The sequence below is a fragment of the Bacillus sp. MYb56 genome (genome assembly GCF_002976445.1).
Lineage (GTDB): Bacteria > Bacillota > Bacilli > Bacillales > Bacillaceae_G > Bacillus_A > Bacillus_A mycoides.
The window spans coordinates 15,623-39,180 of record NZ_PCOH01000013.1; the positions used below are offsets into that span (position 1 = coordinate 15,623).

At 36.4% G+C, this 23,558-nt stretch carries 25 protein-coding genes; 2 read left to right on the top strand and 23 right to left on the bottom strand.

The window, feature by feature from the left end; translation table 11 throughout:
• Nucleotides 1–11 precede the first annotated feature (11 nt).
• Both CQ058_RS16535 and CQ058_RS16540 read right to left on the bottom strand, forming a co-directional pair.
• Nucleotides 12–908 (bottom strand): deoxyribonuclease IV, encoded by an 897-nt coding sequence (locus CQ058_RS16535; protein ID WP_002190690.1) that lies wholly within the window; start codon nt 906–908, stop codon nt 12–14.
• 250 nt (nt 909–1,158) lie between these two features.
• Nucleotides 1,159–2,469, bottom strand: a complete 1,311-nt coding sequence (locus tag CQ058_RS16540; protein WP_002015172.1) for a DEAD/DEAH box helicase — start codon at nt 2,467–2,469, stop codon at nt 1,159–1,161.
• Between the two features lie 179 nt (nt 2,470–2,648).
• Here CQ058_RS16540 and vrrA point away from each other — a divergent pair, with 179 nt between their 5' ends.
• Nucleotides 2,649–3,362 (top strand): VrrA/YqfQ family protein, encoded by a 714-nt coding sequence (vrrA, locus tag CQ058_RS16545; protein ID WP_002138368.1) that lies wholly within the window; start codon nt 2,649–2,651, stop codon nt 3,360–3,362.
• Between the two features lie 89 nt (nt 3,363–3,451).
• Nucleotides 3,452–4,402, top strand: coding sequence for a 4-hydroxy-3-methylbut-2-enyl diphosphate reductase (locus CQ058_RS16550; RefSeq protein ID WP_002067184.1), 951 nt, complete (start codon nt 3,452–3,454; stop codon nt 4,400–4,402).
• Between the two features lie 40 nt (nt 4,403–4,442).
• Here the strand turns inward: CQ058_RS16550 and CQ058_RS16555 are convergent, their stop codons facing one another.
• The 21 genes from CQ058_RS16555 to mtaB form a co-directional block, all read right to left on the bottom strand.
• Nucleotides 4,443–5,564, bottom strand: a complete 1,122-nt coding sequence (locus tag CQ058_RS16555) for a Nif3-like dinuclear metal center hexameric protein (RefSeq protein ID WP_105589882.1) — start codon at nt 5,562–5,564, stop codon at nt 4,443–4,445.
• On the bottom strand, nt 5,561–6,268 hold the full coding sequence (locus CQ058_RS16560; protein WP_002190695.1) for a tRNA (adenine(22)-N(1))-methyltransferase: 708 nt from the start codon (nt 6,266–6,268) through the stop codon (nt 5,561–5,563). Before CQ058_RS16560 ends, CQ058_RS16555 begins: the two co-directional genes overlap by 4 nt.
• 166 nt (nt 6,269–6,434) lie before the next feature.
• Entirely contained in the window at nt 6,435–6,791 is a 357-nt protein-coding gene (cccA, locus tag CQ058_RS16565; RefSeq protein WP_002129130.1) for a cytochrome c550, read from the bottom strand.
• 385 nt (nt 6,792–7,176) lie between these two features.
• Nucleotides 7,177–8,304 (bottom strand): RNA polymerase sigma factor RpoD, encoded by a 1,128-nt coding sequence (gene rpoD, locus CQ058_RS16570; RefSeq protein WP_000764062.1) that lies wholly within the window; start codon nt 8,302–8,304, stop codon nt 7,177–7,179.
• A 59-nt stretch (nt 8,305–8,363) separates the two neighbouring features.
• The gene (gene dnaG / locus CQ058_RS16575; RefSeq protein WP_002015179.1) at nt 8,364–10,166 is read right to left on the bottom strand and encodes a DNA primase; all 1,803 of its coding nucleotides are present in this window, start codon (nt 10,164–10,166) and stop codon (nt 8,364–8,366) included.
• 81 nt (nt 10,167–10,247) lie between these two features.
• The gene (locus tag CQ058_RS31845) at nt 10,248–10,391 is read right to left on the bottom strand and encodes a hypothetical protein (protein WP_162836445.1); all 144 of its coding nucleotides are present in this window, start codon (nt 10,389–10,391) and stop codon (nt 10,248–10,250) included.
• A 664-nt stretch (nt 10,392–11,055) separates the two neighbouring features.
• Nucleotides 11,056–11,868, bottom strand: a complete 813-nt coding sequence (locus CQ058_RS16585) for a pyruvate, water dikinase regulatory protein (RefSeq protein ID WP_002015180.1) — start codon at nt 11,866–11,868, stop codon at nt 11,056–11,058.
• A gap of 29 nt (nt 11,869–11,897) precedes the next feature.
• The gene (gene ccpN / locus CQ058_RS16590) at nt 11,898–12,530 is read right to left on the bottom strand and encodes a transcriptional regulator CcpN (RefSeq protein ID WP_002015181.1); all 633 of its coding nucleotides are present in this window, start codon (nt 12,528–12,530) and stop codon (nt 11,898–11,900) included.
• Between the two features lie 106 nt (nt 12,531–12,636).
• The gene (gene recO / locus CQ058_RS16595) at nt 12,637–13,383 is read right to left on the bottom strand and encodes a DNA repair protein RecO (RefSeq protein ID WP_002129136.1); all 747 of its coding nucleotides are present in this window, start codon (nt 13,381–13,383) and stop codon (nt 12,637–12,639) included.
• A gap of 33 nt (nt 13,384–13,416) precedes the next feature.
• A complete protein-coding gene (locus CQ058_RS16600) occupies nt 13,417–13,560 on the bottom strand; it encodes a YqzL family protein (RefSeq protein WP_000883924.1) in 144 nt (47 codons plus the stop codon).
• A 176-nt stretch (nt 13,561–13,736) separates the two neighbouring features.
• A complete protein-coding gene (gene era / locus CQ058_RS16605) occupies nt 13,737–14,642 on the bottom strand; it encodes a GTPase Era (protein ID WP_002088672.1) in 906 nt (301 codons plus the stop codon).
• The gene (locus CQ058_RS16610) at nt 14,635–15,033 is read right to left on the bottom strand and encodes a cytidine deaminase (protein ID WP_002015184.1); all 399 of its coding nucleotides are present in this window, start codon (nt 15,031–15,033) and stop codon (nt 14,635–14,637) included. The genes era and CQ058_RS16610 overlap by 8 nt, the downstream gene beginning before the upstream one ends.
• Before the next feature lie 99 nt (nt 15,034–15,132).
• Nucleotides 15,133–15,486 (bottom strand): diacylglycerol kinase family protein, encoded by a 354-nt coding sequence (locus CQ058_RS16615; protein WP_002190697.1) that lies wholly within the window; start codon nt 15,484–15,486, stop codon nt 15,133–15,135.
• The gene (gene ybeY / locus CQ058_RS16620; protein WP_002088675.1) at nt 15,483–15,953 is read right to left on the bottom strand and encodes an rRNA maturation RNase YbeY; all 471 of its coding nucleotides are present in this window, start codon (nt 15,951–15,953) and stop codon (nt 15,483–15,485) included. The genes CQ058_RS16615 and ybeY overlap by 4 nt, the downstream gene beginning before the upstream one ends.
• On the bottom strand, nt 15,950–18,094 hold the full coding sequence (locus CQ058_RS16625; protein WP_002015188.1) for an HD family phosphohydrolase: 2,145 nt from the start codon (nt 18,092–18,094) through the stop codon (nt 15,950–15,952). Before CQ058_RS16625 ends, ybeY begins: the two co-directional genes overlap by 4 nt.
• Nucleotides 18,095–18,290: 196 nt before the next feature.
• Nucleotides 18,291–19,250, bottom strand: coding sequence for a PhoH family protein (locus CQ058_RS16630; RefSeq protein ID WP_002015189.1), 960 nt, complete (start codon nt 19,248–19,250; stop codon nt 18,291–18,293).
• Nucleotides 19,251–19,253: 3 nt separating this feature from the next.
• Nucleotides 19,254–20,453, bottom strand: a complete 1,200-nt coding sequence (gene yqfD, locus CQ058_RS16635) for a sporulation protein YqfD (RefSeq protein ID WP_002143171.1) — start codon at nt 20,451–20,453, stop codon at nt 19,254–19,256.
• Between the two features lie 249 nt (nt 20,454–20,702).
• Complete coding sequence (gene yqfC / locus CQ058_RS16640) at nt 20,703–20,996, bottom strand: sporulation protein YqfC (RefSeq protein ID WP_002190698.1); 294 nt, start codon at nt 20,994–20,996, stop codon at nt 20,703–20,705.
• 107 nt (nt 20,997–21,103) lie between these two features.
• Nucleotides 21,104–21,547, bottom strand: a complete 444-nt coding sequence (locus CQ058_RS16645; protein WP_000054578.1) for a GatB/YqeY domain-containing protein — start codon at nt 21,545–21,547, stop codon at nt 21,104–21,106.
• Between the two features lie 15 nt (nt 21,548–21,562).
• The gene (gene rpsU, locus CQ058_RS16650; RefSeq protein ID WP_000048061.1) at nt 21,563–21,736 is read right to left on the bottom strand and encodes a 30S ribosomal protein S21; all 174 of its coding nucleotides are present in this window, start codon (nt 21,734–21,736) and stop codon (nt 21,563–21,565) included.
• 466 nt (nt 21,737–22,202) lie between these two features.
• Nucleotides 22,203–23,555, bottom strand: coding sequence for a tRNA (N(6)-L-threonylcarbamoyladenosine(37)-C(2))-methylthiotransferase MtaB (gene mtaB / locus CQ058_RS16655; RefSeq protein WP_002190699.1), 1,353 nt, complete (start codon nt 23,553–23,555; stop codon nt 22,203–22,205).
• Nucleotides 23,556–23,558 lie beyond the last annotated feature (3 nt).

A 23,558-nucleotide genomic window follows, 5' to 3' on the forward strand; every position in this document is an offset into this window, starting at 1 on the left:
AAATCCCCTCCTTATTGCTCTTTAATTTTTTCAAGAATTCCTTCATCAAAAGTACCATTTTTCAGCATTTCGATTTCTAATTTATATGGTGGCTTCTTATCTTTTTTATCTTCACCTACATACGGCGTTTCAAGAATTTTTGGTACGTGCGTAAGTTGTGGGTGATGCACAATGTGATGCAATGCCTTATAGCCAATATGACCAAAACCAATATTTTCATGACGGTCTTTTCCAGCTCCGCGTACATTTTTGCTATCGTTAATATGAAGTACTTGTAAACGATTTATCCCAACAATTTTATCAAATTCGTTTAACACACCGTCAAAATCATTTACAAGGTCATAACCTGCATCATGCGTATGACACGTATCAAAACATACAGATAGTTTTTCATTATATTTCACACCATCAATAATTTTCGCAATTTCTTCAAAGCTACGACCGCATTCCGTTCCCTTTCCTGCCATCGTTTCTAACGCAATGTTAACCGTCTGCTCTGGCGTTAATACTTCATTAAGCCCTTTAATAATTTGTTGAATACCAGCATCCGCTCCTGCACCAACGTGCGCACCTGGGTGAAGAACGATTTGTTTCGCTACACCTAATGCCGATGTTCTTTCAATTTCCATGCGAAGGAAGTCTACACCTAATTGGAATGTTTCTGGCTTCGTCGTATTCCCAAGATTAATAATGTATGGCGCATGTACGATAATTTCTTCAATACCGTTTAGTTCCATATGTTTTCTTCCTGCTTCTATGTTCAATTCTTCAATTGGTTTTCTTCGTGTATTTTGCGGTGCACCTGTATAAATCATAAACGTCGTTGCACCGTATGAAACAGCCTCTTCACTTGCTGCTAAAAACATTTTCTTACCACTCATAGAAACATGAGATCCAATCTTTAACATACAATCACCTCTTCAATATACAATAGATATAATGATAGCATAATTTGTAGAAATATGTAGCGAATTGTTTGTTCACACAAAAGGCACTACATAAATTAAACGGACTATTCAAACAATCTGAACTCTATACTTAAATTAACCCAATAAAGCGAAACTTTAGTCAACGTTTTTTCTACCCCTCACTAATTATTAGTCTACATTAATCGACTTTCTCTCAAGCAGTGAGATAAAAAAAAATAAGGGAAATCCCTTATCTTTTTTTATTGCTATATTTTTTCTTCACTTTGTCACGTTCTGTTGCAAGTTTTCGTTTATAGTTTGGTTTTACTTTTTTCGGCTTCTTAACAACTTTTGTTGCCATAACATCTAGTCCATCACTTGGTTTTTTACGGCTCTTACGACGACGACGGTCACCTAAATCCGCCCATTCATCTCCGCGTAAATCTACATGTTTAAACTCGATATGACGTTGTTTTTCCAAACTATCTAACGCTTCTTCATTTGCTGGATCATAAATCGTCACTGCAATACCTGAATGACCCGCACGTGCAGTTCTTCCAACACGGTGAACGAAGAAATCTAAATCTGGTGGAAGTTCATAGTTAATAACATGGCTAATTCCTTCAATATCAATACCGCGTGCCGCCAAATCTGTTGCGACAATGTATTGGAACTCTAAATCACGAACTTGTTTCATCATTTTTCTACGATCACGTGGTGATAAATCACCGTGTATACGCCCTACTTTTAATCCACGTTCCGCTAATCCATCGGCTACTTCGTCAGCCTTCTTCTTTGTGTTTGTAAAGACAATTGCTAAATATGGTTTAAATTGAAGTAGCATATTTTTCACTAATTCAGTTTTATTACGGTGTCTTGAAGGCACAAGGTAATGATCAATATTTCCTGCTGCAACTTGCTTCGGATTAATATGAATATGTTCTGGATTCTCCATATATTTCTTCAAAAATGGTTTTAATTTTTGAGGAATTGTTGCAGAGAAAACTAACATTTGCAGATTTTTAGGCATACGTGCCGCAATTTTATCTACATCTTGAATGAATCCCATATCAAGCATTAAGTCCGCTTCATCGACAATAATAGTATCCGCTTTATAAACAAATAGCGCCTTTTCTTCTACTAAATCTTTAATACGTCCTGGCGTTCCAACTACAATATGAGGTTGTTTTTTCAACTTTTCAATTGATCGTTGTTTATCAGTTCCACCAATTAAACAGCGTGCTGTAATCATTTGATCTTCTGCACAGAACTTTGTTAGTTTCACAATTTCTTCGTAAATTTGTTGTGCTAACTCACGAGTAGGCGCTGTAATAACAAGTTGTACCTCTTCACGACTTGCATCAATTCTGTTTAATGTAGGAAGTAAGTATGCATGTGTTTTCCCAGAACCAGTTTGGGATTGTCCAATTATACTCACACCTTTTTTCACGACCGGGAAAATTTTCTTTTGAATTCCTGTTGGCTCTGTAAAGCGTAGTTCACGAACTGCATCTATTAAAAATGGTTTAAAATCATACTGTGTAAAAGTTTGTAGTGTCATAAGTTACACCTTCTTTCTAAAATTTCTACTGCGCACAAATCAGTCAAGTCTACATTATATCGAAATCTACAAGTAAAATCCATCTTTAGTTTAGGTTTTTATCTCAAAAACTAACCTTCTTTCCTTCCATTGCATATTGTATGTGTATATACCTAACTGAAGAAAGGAGGATTTCCCACATGTTTCCGAAATCCCCTATAAGACAAATGTATCCGAATCGAGGACAACAATCTTACACACCATATCCGATTCCACAACTACCACCGATGGCTCAAAAAAAGAAAGGTTTCCTTGCTAAACTCTTTAAAAAACACGATCCAACCGAACCTTTCATGCAAATGGTCCCTCCTTATCGACAAATGGAAGGGCCACCGATGATGCACCAACAACCGCCGCCCCAATATCAACAGCAACAGCCATACCAACAACAATATACACAACAATATCAGCCATACATGCAGCAATATCCAGAGCAGATGATACCACCTCAAATGTATGAATCAAATGATACACGTGGTGCTGCGTCAGCTACAACTGCAGCGGCATCTAGCAGCGGCATCGGTAGTTTTTTTTCAAATTTAATTTCGAACCCAACTAATATGATAAATAATATCGAAAAAGTATCTCAAGTCGTGCAATCTGTCGGTCCTGTTGTCGAACAGTACGGTCCCATTATGCGTAGTCTACCAAGCATTGTTAAAATCCTCACCTCTGGAAAAAGTACGGAAGAAAATCAAACTGAAGATGCAACAGAACAGGTTGAGGTAGCAACTCCACCTCCTCCACCTCCAAAAAGGAAACGAAAAAAAATAGTGCTTGAACCGGTAATAGAAAAAGAGGTTCCGAAAGAACCCGTTCAACAATCAGCAACAAAACCAAAACTATATGTGTAACAATCCTTTGTTTTCTATCCACTCCTCCTTTATAATGTAATGGACTATGCACAAAAGTATCCCTTGTTTAGAAGGAGAGGATTACTCACATGAAGATTGTTAAAATTTCCCCTCGTGGTTATTGCTACGGTGTTGTTGACGCAATGGTTATTGCACGTAACGCCGCATTAGATAAATCATTACCGAGACCCATTTATATTTTAGGTATGATTGTTCACAATAAGCATGTCACAGATGCTTTCGAAGAGGATGGCATCATTACATTAGACGGTCCAAGTCGATTAGAAATTTTAGATAAAATCGATTCTGGTACTGTTATTTTCACTGCACACGGTGTTTCTCCAGAAGTTAAACAACGTGCAAAAGAAAAAGGTTTAACGACAATTGATGCAACTTGTCCAGATGTTACAAAAACACATGACCTTATCGAAGCAAAGAAAGCTGAAGGATACCATGTCATTTATATCGGCAAAAAAAATCATCCAGAACCAGAAGGCGCAGTTGGTATCGCACCTGATATCGTTCATCTTATCGAAAAAGCTGATGATTTAAAAACACTAGAAATTCCAACGGATAAAATTTTAGTTACGAATCAAACAACAATGAGTCAATGGGATGTTCAACATTTAATGGAGGACATTCAGAAAAAATTCCCAACAGCAGAATTCCACAAGGAAATTTGTTTAGCAACTCAAGTTCGCCAAGAAGCTGTCGCTAAACAAGCTGATGTTGCAGATTTAACAATTGTTGTCGGTGATCCGAAAAGTAACAACTCAAACCGTTTAGCACAAGTATCACAAGAAATCGCTGGTACGACAGCATACCGCGTTGCAGACGTAAGTGAAATCCAATTAGAATGGCTACAAGGTGTAGAAAACGTAGCTGTTACAGCAGGTGCTTCTACTCCAACGCCAATTACAAAAGAAGTTATTGCTTTCTTAGATCAATATGACCCAATGAATCCAGCTACATGGGAAAGAATTCGAAAAGTACCACTTCAAAAGATACTACCTCGTGTAAAAGTGAAAAAAGAACAATAATAAAAACCGTTGCCTACATGAGCAACGGTTTTTATTTTTCTTATACAAATGTGAATGGATCTGTATGTAACTGCGAAGCGTGAATGTGTACATTGAATTTCTTCACATCTACTTTTTCTTGCAATTGTTTTTGTACACCTTGCTTCATTACTTTTTCAACGTTATGTCCTGGATCGACTATATTTAAACCAATCATCATCGCATCGTGAGCAACATGATAATACATATCACCTGTTACATATACATCTGCTCCTTTAAATTTCGCTTGGTTTATATATTTATTACCGTCACCACCAAGTACAGCTACTTTACGCACCTTATCATCTAACTTCCCAACAACTCTTGCACCCTTTACATGTAATGATTGTTTCACATGTAAAGCAAACTGCTCAAGCGTCATTTCTTCTTGTAAATACCCTATTTTACCAAGACCTAATGTTTCACCTTTATTATCAAGCGGATATACATCATATGCCACTTCTTCATATGGATGGGCTGCCAACATCGCTTTAATAACTTTTCTTTGTAATGAAGCTGGAATAATCGTTTCGACACGTATCTCTTCCACACGTTCTAACTGCCCAGTTTCTCCGATATAAGGATTTGTACCTTCTTGAGGGATAAACGTACCTACCCCTTCGCTACCGAACGTACAGTGGCTATAATTACCGATATGACCTGCATCCGCATCTCCAAGAGCTTTGCGCACTTCTTCTGCATGGGTTACTGGAACAAATACAACAATTTTTTTCATTTCTTCTGCATATGTAGGAGCTAATACTTCTGTATTTTGTAACCCTAACGCATCAGCAAGTAAATCATTTATCCCGCCCTTAGCAATATCTACATTTGTATGTGCGGCATAAACCGCAATATCATTTTTAATACACATTTCAATAATTCTTCCGTACGCCTTATCTGTATGAATCGCTTTTAATGGATTAAAGATTAAAGGATGGTGCGCTATAATGATATTCGCTCCTAATTGGATCGCCTCGTCCACAACTTCCTCAGTTACATCTAACGCGATTAATACGTGCTGGACAGGTTTATTAAGCGCTCCAATCTGTAAGCCAATCTTATCCCCTTCCATCGCTAAATGCTTCGGATACATACCTTCAAACAAAGAAATAATTTCATGACCATTCGGAATTTTACTCATGATAAAACCTCTCCTATCATTTTCATTTTCGCTTCTACTTCTGCACGCTTCGCTTTTGTCTCTTCAGACTCTGCTGCACGTTCTAACTGTTTTAAAATATTTTGGAAGTTTTTCAATTCCCCTTCCCACTTTTCAATAAAAGCTTCACTTTTTTCTTTTATTAAAAATGGACCCATAAACAATTCAGCTTGTTTATTTTCAGAGTAAGGTACTGCTGTATCCCCTCGCTCTCCGACTAAAATCTCGTAAATCTTTCCGTCTTCTATTACAATTTTCTCACGGATAAGCTCCCATCCATTTTCAATAAACCATTCACGGATATGGTGTGCTGCAATATTCGGCTGTAAGATTAAACGTGTTACACCTTCTAATTTTTCTTTACCACTTTCTAAAATGTCACGAATTAACGCTCCACCCATACCAGCAATCGTAATAACATCTACTTCTCCTGGCACTATAACAGCTAATCCATTCCCTTTACGAACGTCTACTTTATCTTGTAAGCCACTTTCAGCTACAGTTGCTTGTGCAGAGCGAAACGGTCCATCTACAACCTCTCCTGCAACTGCTTTTGTAGCAATATTATTTATAATTGTATAACACGGTAAATACGCATGATCCGATCCAATATCAGCTACTGTAGAGCCTACCGGAATCTCCCTCACAACTTCTTCTAATCGTTTCGAAAGCTTTACTTCATTCATGTATTTCCATTACTCCTTCTCTTCTCAGTCTGTCTCCATGATAATGAATTTATAGTAGTTGTTGCAAGTCCATAACAATACTTCAATTCTCTATTACTAATCGTATTTTAGATAGTATAGAAAAACAAGCCTTTTGCAAAAAGCAAAAGGCTTGTTTTTCTATACTTTATTTTTTCTTCGATAACCAATCAGCTACTTTTGCCGCTTGATCAGCTGGAACTATATTTGGCGGCATATTTCCTTTTCCTTTTGAAATAACTTCTTTAATTTCATCTTTTGAAAGTTTCCCACCAATTTTTTGTAAATTAGGGCCTACCGCTCCTTGTAACTGATCACCATGACAGCTCGTACAGCTTTGCTTTACAATATCCTCTGGCTTTGATGCTGTTTGTGCTGGTTTCCCACCATTTTTTGCATCAGCTAACTCTTTAGATTTATTTAGCCCCTGAAATGAAAATACAAACATAACGATAATACCTAATGCTGCAATAAGAGCGAACGGAATCAACGGATTACGTTTCATATCTCTTCTCCCCCCTCTATACCGCTAAATAGTTAGATGATTCAGTCATTTATATTGTACTTGAAAACGCCCTATCAGAAAAGAGCAAACTACTACTTGTTAAAAATATTCCGTAAATTCATTTTATTGATTTTCACTATTATATCGCATATTATTTCGATAATTACTAACGTTTCTCATCATATTTTTTACTTTTCTACATATTATTTTGTATATAATAAACAAAATAAATCGAAAAATCGAAAAATGAGCATTTGCAAATCAAAAGACAATTCTGTAAAATAAATTACAAGAAATTGTAATCGTTGCCGATAGCTAAATTTTAACAAAAATTAACAAAACAAAAAAGTTTACTTCACAAAAGTGAAGTAAACTTAAAGGTAGCCTATTCTAAGAAATCCTTAAGACGCTTACTACGGCTTGGATGTCTTAATTTGCGAAGTGCTTTCGCTTCAATTTGACGAATACGTTCTCTCGTTACGCCGAATACTTTCCCAACTTCTTCAAGCGTACGAGTTCGTCCATCATCTAAACCAAAACGAAGACGCAGAACATTTTCTTCACGATCTGTTAGTGTATCTAACACATCTTCTAATTGTTCTTTTAGCAATTCATACGCTGCATGGTCCGCAGGCGATGTTGCTTCTTGGTCTTCGATAAAGTCACCTAAATGGGAGTCGTCTTCTTCACCAATTGGTGTTTCAAGAGAAACTGGCTCCTGTGCAATCTTTAAGATTTCGCGTACTTTTTCTGGAGCAAGATCCATTTCTTCACCAATCTCTTCAGGAGATGGTTCGCGTCCTAAATCTTGTAATAATTGACGTTGTACACGGATTAACTTATTAATTGTTTCAACCATATGAACTGGAATACGAATTGTTCGCGCTTGGTCTGCAATCGCACGTGTAATAGCTTGGCGAATCCACCAAGTTGCATACGTACTAAATTTAAAACCTTTACGGTAGTCGAACTTTTCAACTGCCTTAATTAGACCCATATTTCCTTCTTGGATTAAGTCTAAGAAAAGCATACCACGGCCCACGTAGCGCTTTGCAATACTTACTACAAGACGTAAGTTTGCTTCTGCAAGACGGCGTTTTGCTTCTTCATCGCCTTCTTCAATACGTGTCGCAAGTCGAATTTCTTCTTCAGCAGATAGTAAGTCTACACGACCAATTTCTTTTAAGTACATACGAACAGGGTCATTGATTTTCACACCTGGCGGCACACTTAAATCATTAAGGTCAAATTCTTCTTCCGTTTTTGTAATTTGACGATTATTAGGACCTTCGTCGTTGTCATTGTCACCAACTAAGTCAATCCCTTGTTCACCTAAATATTCATAGTATTCATCCATTTGATCGGATTCAATTTCAAATCCATTCATGCGTTCTGCAATCTCTTCATATGTAAGAACGCCACGTTTTTTTCCAAGCTCAGTGAGTTGTTCTTTCACTTGCTCAAGGGTCATTTCAGTTTCAATTTGTTTAGAACGAGCTGGTTTATCAGCCATCTGTTCCCCTCCTTACGCGAGATACAAACATTCATTATACTAAAACTTTATCGAAAAAGCTATTTTCTTGCTTTTTGACTTTGTAAATATGCCACATAATATTTAGCAGCCTCTACAGGATCTGTTTTTTCCATTTGTTTTACTTTAAAGATAATTTCCATCTTTTCAAGTTTTTCTTTATGGCGTCTTAGCGCCTCCAAATGACCTTGTAACGCTTCTTCTGTGTACTCTGGATTAATAAATTCATCCGTCGAAATATCAGTAATAATATTTTTCAACTTTTCATCAGAGAGCCAACTTAAAAATGTTCCGACTGAAGGTTCATTTCCCTTTTCATAATATGCGTATAGTTCATATAAAATCCCTTTATGTTCTTCTGTATAAAAATCTTCTATATGAGGTTCCATACGCACTGTCACTTCTGCACTTTGCAACATATGGTAAATAATTTCTCTTTCTGCCCTTTCAAAACCTGTTAATTTCGGTTTCGTTTGAACAATTTGAGATGGCTTAGAAACCTGCTTTATTTGTTTTTGCTGTACCTTTTGTTCTTTGCGATATTGGTGCAATTGATTCAAAAGTGTTTCCATTGAATACGAAAATTCTTGCGATAATGATTTTAAATAGGATTCCGCCTGCATCGCATCCTGTAGCAATGATAACTCTTTTAAAACACTTTTTACATATTCTTCTTTGCCAGACTCATCTTGCAAATTTTTCCCTAAACGCAAATAATTTATTTTGAAACCAACAAAACTTATACTTGATTTCACAAGATTTTCAAAAGCGGTTGTCCCATATTGTTGCACATATTCATCAGGGTCAAGCTTATCTGGCAAGGATGTAACTTTCACTTGGCAACCAACTTGCAATAGTAATTGCCCTGCTTTCATCGTCGCTTCTCGCCCTGCTTTATCACCATCATAGCAAAGAACAACAGTTTCAACGTTACGTCGCAGAAGTTTCGCTTGTTCTTCAGTTAAAGCTGTTCCCATTGTCGCAACAGCTTCTTCCACACCACTTTTCACCGCGGCTAGTACATCGGCATAACCTTCAAAAAGGACAACCTGCCCACGTTTTCTAATAAACGGCCTTGCTTGGTGGAAATTATACAACAGCTTACTTTTGTAAAAAATCGGTGTTTCAGGACTATTCAAATATTTCGGAGTGTCATCTCCTAATGCCCTTCCACTAAACGCTATCACCTTACCTTGTAAAGTATAAATCGGAAACATAACTCTTCCGCGGAAGCGGTCATAATGACTGCCATCCTTCTCACTTCTTACAAGAAGGCCAGCCTGTTCCATACTAGATAGCGACAAACCTCTTTTTTGTAAAATTTTCGTTGCTGCATCCCAAGCTTGTGATGCATAACCAATTTCAAATTTCTCAATCATCTCTTTTGTAATACCACGTTTTAATAAATATGAAAGTGCTTCATTTCCTTCTTCTGTATTTACTAATAAATGATGATAATACTTTTTCAAAAGTTCATGAGCCTGTTGCATGATGACAGTGTCATCAGATATGTCTTCTTGTTGTTGTTGTCCTTGCCCTGATGTATATTCTGCAACTGCAATTCCATTTCTTTCGCCAAGCTTTTGAACAGCCTCTGTGAAAGCAAGTCCTTCCATTTTCATAAGAAAAGAAAATACATTTCCACCTTCTCCACATCCGAAACAATGAAAAATTTGCTTATCAGATGAAACAGAGAATGAAGGAGAATTCTCACCATGAAATGGACAAAGGCCGAAATAGTTACGCCCCTGCTTTCTAAGTTGAACATACTCACCAATCACTTCTACAATATCGGATGATGTCCGAATCTGTTCAACAACTTCTTCAGGAATTCTGTTCCCCATAACTCCATCTCCGTGTCGTATTTTGTATTCGATATAAATTAAAAGATTCCTTTATAATTCGACAATATTTTTCTAAATTTGTTAGAAAGTACTGTCGATCACATTGTGTAAACGATTTTGGACCTTTCGTATAAGTCCCCAGTCTGCGTAAATTCGCAGATACATACTACTATATAAAATTGTATACATTTGCTCATCTGTTACAAATGTATCTCCTGGAGACAATACATATACTCCTTTTTCACAAGAAGACTAGCAAGAAGCACTATAGCCTGTATGATCATGAGATCTGTAGCTTTTGCATGTTAATAAATATAACAATCAACTTCATCTTGCTCAGAATCTACATAGACCCAATTACCTTGCTGTTTTCTTGAACGATGAGCATAGGATACGACAAACAAAATTTCGACATAAAATTTTGTTCCAACTTGCACAATTGCATTCTTCACGGGATACGCATCTGCATCAAATAATATCTTATCTGATGTTTTGCATATTTCTGTATTCTACATCCCTTCTGTGAATCCTTCCATAATGTGCGTTTTCTTGTCTAGATTTTGTCGATTTAACGTAAATACATGTCTTTTTCGAAAATCCTATCCCTAGTTTATTCTGAAAAATTAAAGTCTAAACGTAAAATATAGGTTTTTATCACAATTTTTTATTATAATATATTTTCTTCAACTACGCTACATATCCCTTTAATTTTCATCTTACACTTAAAGATAACGAAATCGTTCCTTTAGCATAATTAAAAAACAGAAGAATATAAGTATAACCATTCCGCTATATTCTATTACTAAGCCGAAAGTTCATGCTCTACTTCGCATCTTCCTCTAACGCCTTCTCACGAGCGAAAAAAGCACATTCACCTTTGGTAAATGTGCTAAAACATTTTTTGGTTTTGCACTGCATTCACAATAATATTTGCTGTTTCTTCAATTGCCTTATTTGATACATCAATCACTTGACAATTTATTTTACTAATTACTTCCTCAAAATGATCAATTTCTTCTTGAATACGATTAATATTTGCATATGTTGCTCCATCACTTAATCCAAGTGATTTCAATCGTTCTTTTCGAATATGATTTAACTTATCTGGTATAATTTTCAAACCGAAACATTTCTCTTTTGCCACTTGATATAATTCCTCAGGCGGATCCACTTCCGGTACAAGTGGTACATTAGCAACTTTCAAACGTTTGTTATGCGCTAAATATTGTGAAAGTGGTGTTTTTGATGTACGTGAAATTCCAATCAACACGATATCAGCTTTTAAAATACCACGTGCATCTCTACCATCATCATACTTAACTGCAAATTCAATCGCTTCTATTTTTTTAAAGTACTCTTCATCTAATCTTCGAACGACACCTGGCTCATACCTTGGTACTTGCCCTGTAATTTCTTCAATTTGATCGATAAGAGGTCCGATAATATCGTATGCCTCTACTCCTTCTTTTGCCGCTTCTGTCAATAAATATTGACGCATATCAGGCTTTACTAACGTAAAACAAATAAGCGCTTGATTGCTCTTGGCAATCGAGATTACTTCTTTTAATGTCCCTGTATCTTCTACATACGGTACACGCCTAATATCAGGAGCGAATGGGAACTGTCCCATTGCCGCTCTAACAACCAAATCAGCCGTTTCTCCTACAGAGTCAGATACGACATATACGATTTTATTATCCATTACATTACCTCACTTTAAACAAATTACACTTATTCGTTATTTACTAAATTTACAAACGCACGTGTAATATTTGTTTTTGTAATTCGTCCAATCACTTCTAAACCTTGTTTCGTATCCTTCACAACCGGCATCGCATCAATCTGTCTTTCTATTAATTCCATCGCAATATCATATAAAGAATCCTCCCTGCGACACATCGCAATGTTTGGCATCCTTGTCATGATAATATTAACCGGAAGAGAGGTTAAATCCTGCTTTCCTAAGCTAGCTCGTAATAAATCTTTACGAGATACAACGCCAACTAATAAAGTAGCTTGATCTACAACAAATAATGTACCAACGTCCTCTAGAAACATAGTACAGATTGCATCGTATACTGATACATTTTTATCAATTACAGCCGGTCTAGATTGATAATCTTGCACTTTAATTTTCTTAACAGCTTCAGATAATAGCTGTCCCCCGGTTTTACCCGTATAAAAATAACCTACACGTGGACGCGCTTCTAAATAACCAGCCATCGTTAAAATTGCTAAGTCTGGTCTTAGCGTTGCACGTGTTAAACCCAATTGCCCAGCAATTGACTCCCCTGTAATAGGACCGTGATCTTTTACAATCTGAATGATATGCTCTTGCCGTTTATTCAGCTCTATGATAATCACCACCTTTAATGCACAACGAAAAAAGTTATACTATCTCTTAAATATTATATACTAAATATGCTATTCGAAAAAGAAAGTATGTAAAAAGGACCGTATACGGCCCTTTTTATATTTGAAACTTATCAAGTTGTTCCAAAAAACGCCTTGTTTTCAAATAAATCCCACAATATTCGTCATAATATGTATTCAATACTGTGCGCATTTGTTTTTTTGTACTATCCTTCACCGATACATTACCGAGCCGGTGTAAATCAAAGTGAAAAAAGAGACGTAATAATTTATGAACAGCCTCTCCCACCGGAATACGATACGGATCTTGCTCCGCATGACGCGAGCACAGAAAACCGCCTTCCCGGACAGAGAAGGCGACAAAATCTGTTTCTTGATGACAAATAGCACATGTATCAAAGTACGGGCGCATCCCTAATACCGGAAGCATTTTCGTTTGATAAATTAATGATAATACTTCTGGATCAACACCCTCACACATATAATGCAACGTTTGATATAACATTTCAAATAAATACGGATTATGCTTCTTATCTTCTGTTGCTTTATCGGTTAATTCAATAATAAATGATGCATAAGCAGTTAAAAATATATCCTCGCGAATTTCTTTCATAGATGAAATAATCTCGCCTTGTTGCAAAGTTCCAAGTCCAGATCCCATTTGAATAAGAAAATGACCATGTGTCATAAGTTGCGAAATAGCTGCTAACCGACTCTTCGGCTTTTTCGCCCCTCTTGCCATTGCACTTACCTTACCAAATTCCCGTGAGTATATTGTAACAATCTTATTTGTTTCTCCGTAATCTGTCGTACGGATAACAATGCCCTCAACTTTTTGAAACATGTTCGTCACCATCCAAGGTTTGAACAAAACGGGTCAAGAAATTGGAGAGTCTAGATGCGCTAACTCCTCTTCATGTTGATCCATCTCATCGTTTACGTCTTTTTCCATTTCTTTCAAAAGCAAATACGTTTCAATGCTTCCTGTTTTGGAGAAAAACTTCCAGGTAAAATCTAGCATAAGAATCCACCTTTCTCAATAAGCGTAGCCTATAAACCAATTTCTTTTGTTGTTATTAAGTTGACCCATTTTGTTCATTTTCATGTGAGAAAAATTTTCCCTAATTTATCAAGGTTCATAAAAACCAATGATCAGCGGATGAACAAAACATCCACTGATCACAACTTTACTTCATATTAATACTCGTCTTCACGGAAACCAAGGTCACGAAGCTGTGACATCTTATTACGCCAATCTTTTTGCACTTTCACCCATACTTCTAAAAATACTTTAGAACCAAGAAGTGCTTCAATGTCAAAACGAGCTCTCTTACCGACTTCTTTTAACATCTTCCCTTGCTTACCTATAATAATTCCTTTTTGTGATGCACGTTCAACAACAATCGTTGCGTTTATATAAACCGCTCCGCCCTCACGCTTTTGAATTGCATCAATAACAACCGCTACAGAATGCGGTACTTCTTCACGTGTTAAATGTAATACTTTTTCACGAATAAGCTCTGAAATAATAAATCGCTCTGGATGATCCGTTACTTGATTATCCGGGTAATATTGCGGTCCTTCTGGTAAATACTTTTTAATTGCTCCGATTAACGCTTCAACGTTATTACCGTCCAATGCAGAAATTGGCACAATCTCCGCGAACTCATATAATTTACGATATTGATCAATCAACTCCAGCAATTGCTCTGGATGAAGTTGGTCAATTTTATTAATTACCAAAAATACCGGTTGTTTCGTTTCTTGTAATTTCTCAATAATAAATTCCTCACCACGACCATATCCTTCAGTTGCATTGACCATAAACAAAACAATATCAACTTCTTTTAATGTCGTTTGAGCCATCTTCACCATGAAATCGCCTAGTTTATGTTTAGGTTTATGTATTCCTGGTGTATCAATGAAAACTACTTGTGAATCATTTTCTGTATATACACCTTGAATTTTATTACGAGTTGTTTGTGGCTTATCGCTCATAATGGCAATTTTTTGGCCAATAATACGATTTAAAAATGTAGATTTCCCAACATTCGGTCTGCCAATAATAGAGACAAAACCTGATTTATAACCTTTTCTATTCATGTAAATCCTCCGCTAAAAATGCTCCTGGTAACAATTCTCCGACTGTTGTCTCTTGAACATCACCATGTAAGTTTGATAGGTATACTTTCGTATCCTGTTTACATAATTCTATCATAACTTGTCGACATGCTCCACAAGGAGGTACTGGACGCTTTGTATCCGCTACGACTGCAATAGCTACAAACTCGTTATCCCCTTCAGAAATTGCCTTAAATAAAGCTGTTCGTTCTGCACAGTTACATAAACCATATGATGCATTTTCAACATTACATCCACGATATATTTTTCCATCCTGAGTTAGTAAAGCTGCACCTACTTGAAATTTAGAATATGGTACGTACGCTCGTTTACGCGCTTCGGTTGCTTCTTGAATTAATTGTTTGCTATTCATATTCCCGCATCCTTTCCGTTCATAGATGTGAATAGATACACTCTTTCATTAAAGGCCTTCACGGCGCTCCCAAAGCTTAATAAAAGCTTCGGAATGCAACTATACCATATACGGTAAAAAGATAATAGCACCAATTACAGCAGCTATAATTGCAAATAATAAAACTGCCCCTGCTGCAACATCCTTTGCAATTTTTGCAACCGGATGAATATCGGCGGTTGCTAAGTCTACTGTTTTTTCAATAGCCGTATTCACCATCTCTAAACTCATTACAATCCCTATCACAATAAGTACGACAATCCATTCCATTGTTGTAATATGGAAATAAAAGCCGCAGCATATAACGATGACTGCGGCTAAATAATGAATTTTCATATTTCGTTCATGACGAAGACAAAAGTATATACCAGCTATAGCATATCCAAAACTATCTAAAAGTTTTCCTGTTTTCATCGTCCTAATCCAAAGGCCTCTAAAATTTCTTTTTGTCTTCCAAACATTTCTTTCTCATCTTCTTCTGTCATATGATCATAACCAAGCAAATGCAAAAAGCCATGTAGTGCTAAAAACCCAAGTTCTCGATCAAAAGAATGCCCATATTCTTCAGCTTGTTCTTTTGCTCTTGGAATAGAAATAATAAGATCTCCTAACATACGCGGCATCTCTGCACCGACAATTTCCATTTCGCCTTCTCCCATTTCTTCCATAGCAAAAGAAATAACGTCCGTAGGCTGATCCTTATCTCGGTAATCACGGTTTATTTCACGAATACGTTCATTATCTACAAATGTAACCGATAATTCTGCGCCTTCTTCTATGTTCTCCATTTGGGCTGCTTTCTCTACTAAACCTCGAATCAAACTTATATATTCATCTTTCACTTCTTCTGTTTCATCAATAAAATCAATTAATAAACTCATTCTTTCTCCTTTTCTTCCGGCGGTTCCGGATATGTAATACGGGAATGGAAAATACCATTTAACGTTTCACATAACGTTTTTCCAACGATTTGTAGTTCCTTAAATGTCAAATCACATTCACTAAATTGACCATCTTGCAGGCGATCTTTAATAATACTTTGCACTAAATTATTAATCTGATCTGGTGTTGGATGGTTCATCGAACGTACCGCCGCTTCCACACTATCAGCAATACCAACGATCGCCGACTCTTTAGAAGTTGCTTTCGATCCTGGATAGCGGAACATTTCCTCCGTATATTTCTCTTTATCTTCTTTAATCGCATTATAATAAAAATATTTAAGTAACGTTGTACCATGATGCTGTCCAGCAATATCGATAATTTCTTGAGGTATATGGTGTTCTTCTAACATTCTCACCCCATCGGTTACATGAGCAATTATAATATCTTTGCTCGTTACAGGGTCTAATCTATCATGCGGGTTTTCAATACCCATTTGGTTTTCAATAAAAAACTGTGGTTGTACCGTTTTCCCTACATCATGATAATACGCCCCTACACGCGCTAATACTCCATTTGCTCCAACTGCTTCACAAGCAGCTTCTGAGAGATTAGCCACCATTACACTATGATGATATGTACCTGGTGCTTCTAATAAAATTTTACGCAAAAGCGGGTGATTCGGACTTGAAAGTTCCATCAATTTCATACTCGATACAATCCCAAGACCACTTTCTAAATACGGTAAAATCCCCATAGCTAGAACAGAAGAGATAATACCCGAAACAGCAGCCATTAATAATTGCACCCCAATTTCAAGAGGCGAAAAATTCCCGTTACGTAATAATAGCAAAGCCGCTAATACGACTACATTTAATACAGAAACGAGTATACCAGCTTGTAAAATCATCGTACGACGATTTTTTTCTCTCAAGAAAATACTAACTGATAATGAACTTAATAAAACATAAATCCCCACACTATAATTCAGTGTACTCGTTACACCTTCATTAAACATAATACTTCCGCATACAGAAAAGATCATACTCGTTAAAAATACAAATCGATCACCAATCATTAATTTTACAAGTATTGTTCCCATTGCAACTGGAACAACATACGCGATTCCTGCATACTCAAGCTTTTGAAACAAACTAATGATTTTCATTAAAACAATCGTGATAGACAAAATTGTAATATACGCTAGGACATACGGCCTATCTTCCCTTTTCCGCTGTAAAAACACTTCAAACTGCTTATGCATAAAGTACAATAGCACACCAATGAGTACCGCTAACCCAACATAGGGTTGAAAACTGTTCCCTTTTTCTAACAGGCCAACTAATTTCAACTGATTGTACATATCACTTGAAATCGTTTCACCTTCTCTAACAAGGACTTGCCCTTGAAGAATATAAACAGGTGGAACTAAATCTTCTTCCGCTTTTCTCTTCTCTTTTGTTAAGGTCGGATCATAAAAATAGTTTGCAGAAATCGCATATTTCCCTAACGCCTTAATAGATTCCTTTAAACCATTATCAACATTAACACTATTCATCTCACTTACATATCGTTCCTTCGCATCCTTCAATTCGTCCATTTTAACATGCTCAGTCATGATACTATTAATAGCTGTAACTGTTGCATCTTTCGCTAATACTAATTGGTTCGAATCTGCATTAATTAAGTTTAGTAAGTTTGAATCAGATAATTCTTTCGTTAAATCAGTAGGCAATTTTTTTTTCAACTTGTCCACTTTTTCAGCATCAGTAATCTTTTTTTGCTCATCCGGTCCAACCGCTTTAATCTCTTGTATCACTTCATCTACTTTAGCAAAGACGTCATTCACAATATCCACTTTATTTTGTTTATACTCACTTTTATATGTATATTGATCTTCAACTTTTGTAGCGGCTTCTTTTTTCTTTTTGTCCGTTGTAACTTTATCTTCAATTTTAATAGGAGAATGGATTGTTTTTTTCGCAATAGAATATGTTGTAACATCTAATTGCTCTGGTTTTACATTATTCATAAGTGCAAAAAACAGCACTGCCCCTAATAAAACGTAAGAAATCCAACTTAGTTTTTTCGAATGTTGTAAATTACGAAACCACTTAGAAATTTCTTGAGATCTTGACATGATTTCAATACCTTCTCCTCTCCAGAAATAAAGTGAAACTATTTATAGCTTTCATTTCTTCTAGGTAACGATACTTTTTGGACAACATTTTTATCCACCATCGCCTATAGTTTATTTCCCTCGTCTTTAATGATAGTAAAAAATATGTCATTCGCCAACCTTATCATACAAAAAGAAATGATCCTGACAAATAGGATCATTCCATTTTATCATATGCCTCAATAATACGTTGCACTAACGGGTGTCTCACAACGTCCGTTTGTTCCAATGTAATGAACGAAAGACCTGATACACCAGATAAAATATTAGCAGCAATAGAAAGACCTGACTTTACCCCTTTCGGCAAGTCTACCTGTGAAGGATCCCCCGTAATAACCATTTTAGAACTAAAACCTAATCGTGTTAAAAACATTTTTATTTGAACACCAGTTGTATTTTGCGCCTCATCTAATATAACAAATGAATCATCGAGAGTACGCCCTCTCATATAAGCAAGAGGTGCAATTTCAATTACACCACGTTCCATCATACGTTGTGTATATTCTTGTCCAAGAATATCATGTAACGCATCATATAGTGGACGTAAATACGGATCTACTTTTTCTTTCAAATCACCTGGTAAAAACCCTAAGCTCTCTCCAGCTTCTACAGCAGGTCTTGTTAAAATAATTTTCTTTACATACCCTTGCTTTAAAGCTCTCACAGCCATTACTACGGCTAAGTATGTTTTTCCTGTCCCAGCAGGTCCTATCCCAAATACAATATCATTCTTTTTCATTGCATGGATATATCGTCTTTGCCCCATCGTTTTCACACGAATGGATTTACCTTTTGCCGTTTTAAAAATTTCCTCTTCATATAATTCTTCGAATTGAGCAATTTTCCCTTGTTGCCCAAGCTGAATCGCATACGCAACATCTCTTTCCGAAATTGATACACCTTTACGGATAACAACAAGTAACTGTTGTAAGATTTTTTCTACGAGCACCACAGTTTCATCTGCCCCAGATACACGAACAGATTCTCCTCTAGTCACAATCGATACACTAAGTTCTCGTTCAATTACTTTTAAATGAGCATCATTTACCCCAAAAAGAGCGATTGCTTCGTTGGGATTTTCCAATTGTTGGTTCATTTCTACTAATTGTTCTGCCATTACTCAGTCTCCTTGAATATCGGATTCAGATATTGGTTGTGGCTCTGCAATATTTTCAATCACTGTATAATGTAATGTGACCTTTAGGTGATCCGCCTCAACCTCTTTACTCAAAATGTTATCACTTACAATCATAGCATGTTCATCCAATTTTTTCTTCAGTTCTTTTTCTGCCATCTCTTTCGCTACTTTCATTGCTTGTTTTTCGGTATATTCTCGGTTCGCTTCTTCCTCTTCTCGTACAATATCTTTCTCGTATGCAATTGGTAATGTAAATCCAAATAATTTCACATCATGTTTTACACTTTCAGTACGAGAGCGCTTATACTTATCCTGTAGAAATCCCCATATTTTTATTTTAGTACTCCCAAATTTAAGGAAATGTTCATTGTATGAATTACCAGTATACACTTGAAATTGTGTCTTTAACGGAACATCCACCTCAGATTTATACCACGTTTCTCCATATACAATCCCTTTAGCCGAAACAACTGTCGGATTCTCCTCATTACCATACATCCCGGATACGAGAAGTTGCCCCTTTTCCACATGGTCATTTTTCATGACAACCGGCTTCCCAACTTCCACAAATGTTTTTGTAATAATCCCTTCTTTTTTTGCTACTAAGTTTTGTGGCTGTTGTTCACTTTCTTTTTTCGGCTCATTTTTTTCAACAATCTTAAAATGATATGTTGTCCCTCTTATTTCTAATCCCGCCCAAGTAATCGCATTAATATTGTCTGTCAAATGACGTTGAACATCTTCTACACTCGGCATTTGGAATTGTAATTTACCTTTTTTTATACCCATTTTGTCCAATTCTTTCATCAATATATATTCTGTTTCAGGTTTTGCTCCTGTAATTTCAATTTTCCACACCATATTTGACAATGCGATCATTCCGAAAAAAAATATTAAAAACCCAATTAAAAATCCACTATTTTTAATTACACGCTTATTCCAAAAAGGAAAACCGTAACGTCCAATAAAATATAATTTACATTCATTTTTTCTATAAATTGGTTTTATCTTTTTCACATCTCGTAATAACATACAAAAAACTAACGTTTCATCAGCTATCTTCTTTACATCCCAAACGAGTAATTTCTTCCGCACACACTCGTTAACAAAGCGTTCCGCTCCTCTACCTTCAATTCGCACCTTTACATACCCAAGCCATTTTATAAACCATTTATTTTTCATCGACTATCTCCACTACCTTTCTAAAAGTAGATACACTACTTTTCAATTCGATTATCAAACTAGCTCGTACTAAAATTTTAATTAGCAGATTCCTTGATCCTCACTAATTATTAACCTTCACGAGCCAGTTTTTTACGTGGAACTCAATTCCCACCTATCCTCTTTGTACGAACCGAATATTGCGGCCAGAACGTTACCACCTGTTAATACAAGGTAACGAAGAAAAACTTCACAAACGGAAGTTTCTCCTCACTCCTCTTTCTTTTCATTTTCTAAAAACGTCACTTGTTCAATAATCCCTTCAAGCAACAGTTCTTCTGGAAGGATTGTTTTAATAACAAAGGATTGACCTTTAATTAATAATTGACCATGTTTCAATAGCAATCTTACCTCTTTATCTGAAAACACTAATAATCCTCGATGATTTTCTATATAGATATGTACTTGCCCAACAAGCGTGATCCGAGGTAGATCCATTAACACATCCACTGGCAGGTCTATTTGCTTCGTTAACCAACTCTTCATTTGTTCTATTTTTTTCATCTCAAAAGACCCCCTCTCATCCCATATGTATGAAAAAAGAGCTTGTAATATCACGTCCAAACTGAAAAAAGCATAAAAAAACGTCTCATACGAAATGAGACGCTTTTTTATGCTAATAGCTGGATAACCAGCTTATTCACAAGTGATCCGTCTGTTTTACCTTTTACTTTCGGCATAACAGCAGTCATCACTTTACCCATATCTGCTTTAGATGTAGCACCAACTTCAGAAATAACTTGCTTAATTATATCCGCTAGTTCTTCTTCTGTTAATTGCTCCGGCAAATATGCGCTTAAAATCTGAATTTCACTTTGCAGTTTATCAACAAGGTCTTCACGACCAGCTTTTTTAAATTCAAGGAGGGAGTCCTTATACTGTTTTACTTCACGAGCTAAAACTGTTAATTCCTCTTCTTCAGTAAGAGTATGTTGCAGTTTAATACCTTCATTTTGTAAAGCAGCCTTAACCATACGAATAACGGTTAATTTTTCTTTTTGTTTATTCTTCATCGCTTGTTTCATATCATCGTTTAAACGACCGAGAAGACTCATAACTTACACCCTCTCTTAGAACTTACGCTTTCTTGCCGCTTCAGATTTCTTCTTACGTTTTACACTTGGCTTTTCATAAAACTCGCGCTTTCTTGCTTCAGCAAGTGTACCAGTTTTAGAAACCGATCTTTTAAAACGGCGAAGTGCATCCTCCAAAGACTCGTTTTTACGAACGACTGTTTTTGACATTCTCTTTCCCTCCCTCCGAAACATCACACTTACATACTAATTTCAGCATGCAAAAAGAAACCCTTCTTCAGCATGTCTTTTACGATTATAATACATTTTATCACTTCAGGTCAACTATTTGGCAGAATAAAAGAAGAATAGATGCCCTTACCTGTTCAAAAGCTATTTAGATAGCTATTATCCTTTTCCCCTGAAGACAACTATATTTTTTATCATTACACCTTTTTTAATACAAGAAAGCATTAAATAACTACTCATTCAACGTACCTGCCTTTTCAGTACTTAACTTCTCCACAAAAAAAAAGAAAGCATGCAAATCGTTTCCGTTTGCATGCTTTTTTATCCCGCTATTTGCCAGGACAGTAAGACCCCCACCTCAAAATTCAGCGAAAGCAAAGAACTTAGGCGGGGGTCAGGCTGATAATCAGCGGGGATGAACAACCCCCCCACTGATTAAAGTTTCATTTTATGCGCTTGCTGATTCTTTTTTTACATCATCTTCAAGAACACGAACAAACTGCGCTTCGTTATATGGATAACCAGCTTTTGTAATTTTCACTTTTACTAGCTTACCAATCAATTCTTCAGATCCTTCAAACACAATTTTTAAGTAGTTATCTGTATAACCTACATATAAACCTTCACGGTCACCATCTTTAAATGTCTCTTCCGGAATGATTTCAAGTACTTCACCTTCAAATCTAGAAGCATACTCTTTCGCTAATTGATTTGATAGCTCAATTAGACGGTGAACACGCTCGTTCTTCACGTCTTCAGGAACTTGATCTTCCATACGTGCTGCTGGAGTACCTGTACGTTTCGAATAAGGGAAAACGTGTAATTCAGAGAAACGATTCTCTTTAATGAAATTGTACGTTTCCATGAATTCCTCTTCTGTTTCGCCTGGGAATCCAACAATTACGTCTGATGTAATCGCAAGACCTGGTAACGCTTCTTTCAAACGATCTAAACGCTCTTGGAAAAATTCCATCGTATACTTACGGCGCATACGTTTCAATACAGTATTAGATCCTGACTGTAATGGAATATGCAAGTGACGTACAACTACTTCTGATTTATCTAACACTTCAATTACTTCATCAGAAATTTGACTCGCCTCAATAGAAGAAATACGAAGGCGTTTCAATCCGCCTACTTCCGCTTCCATATCGCGCAGTAATCCAGCTAAGTTATACTCTTTTATATCTTCACCGTACCCACCTGTATGAATACCTGTTAATACGATTTCTTTATAGCCAGCATCTACTAATTGCTGCGCTTGTTTAATAACTTCTTTTCCATCACGAGAACGCATTAAACCACGCGCCCAAGGAATGATGCAAAATGTACAGAAGTTATTACAACCTTCTTGTATTTTTAAAGATGCACGTGTACGGTCCGTGAAATATGGTACATCGAGCTCTTCATATACACGTGTTTTCATAATATTACGGACAGCATTAATTGGTTGACGCTCTTTACGGAATTCTTCGATGTATCCTAACATCTTCTCACGATCTTGCGTACCAACAACAATATCTACACCTGGAATTGCCATAATTTCCGCTGGAGATGTTTGTGCATAACATCCAGTTACACAAATTACCGCATCTGGATTTTGGCGTACAGCACGTCTAATTACTTGACGGCTTTTTTTATCTCCAGTATTCGTTACTGTACATGTGTTAATAACGTATACATCAGATTTTTTTTCATATTCAGTTCTTTCATAACCACCTTGTTTAAACAATTGCCAAATCGCTTCTGTTTCATAGTGGTTTACTTTACAACCTAACGTGTGGAACGCAACAGTTGCCATTGA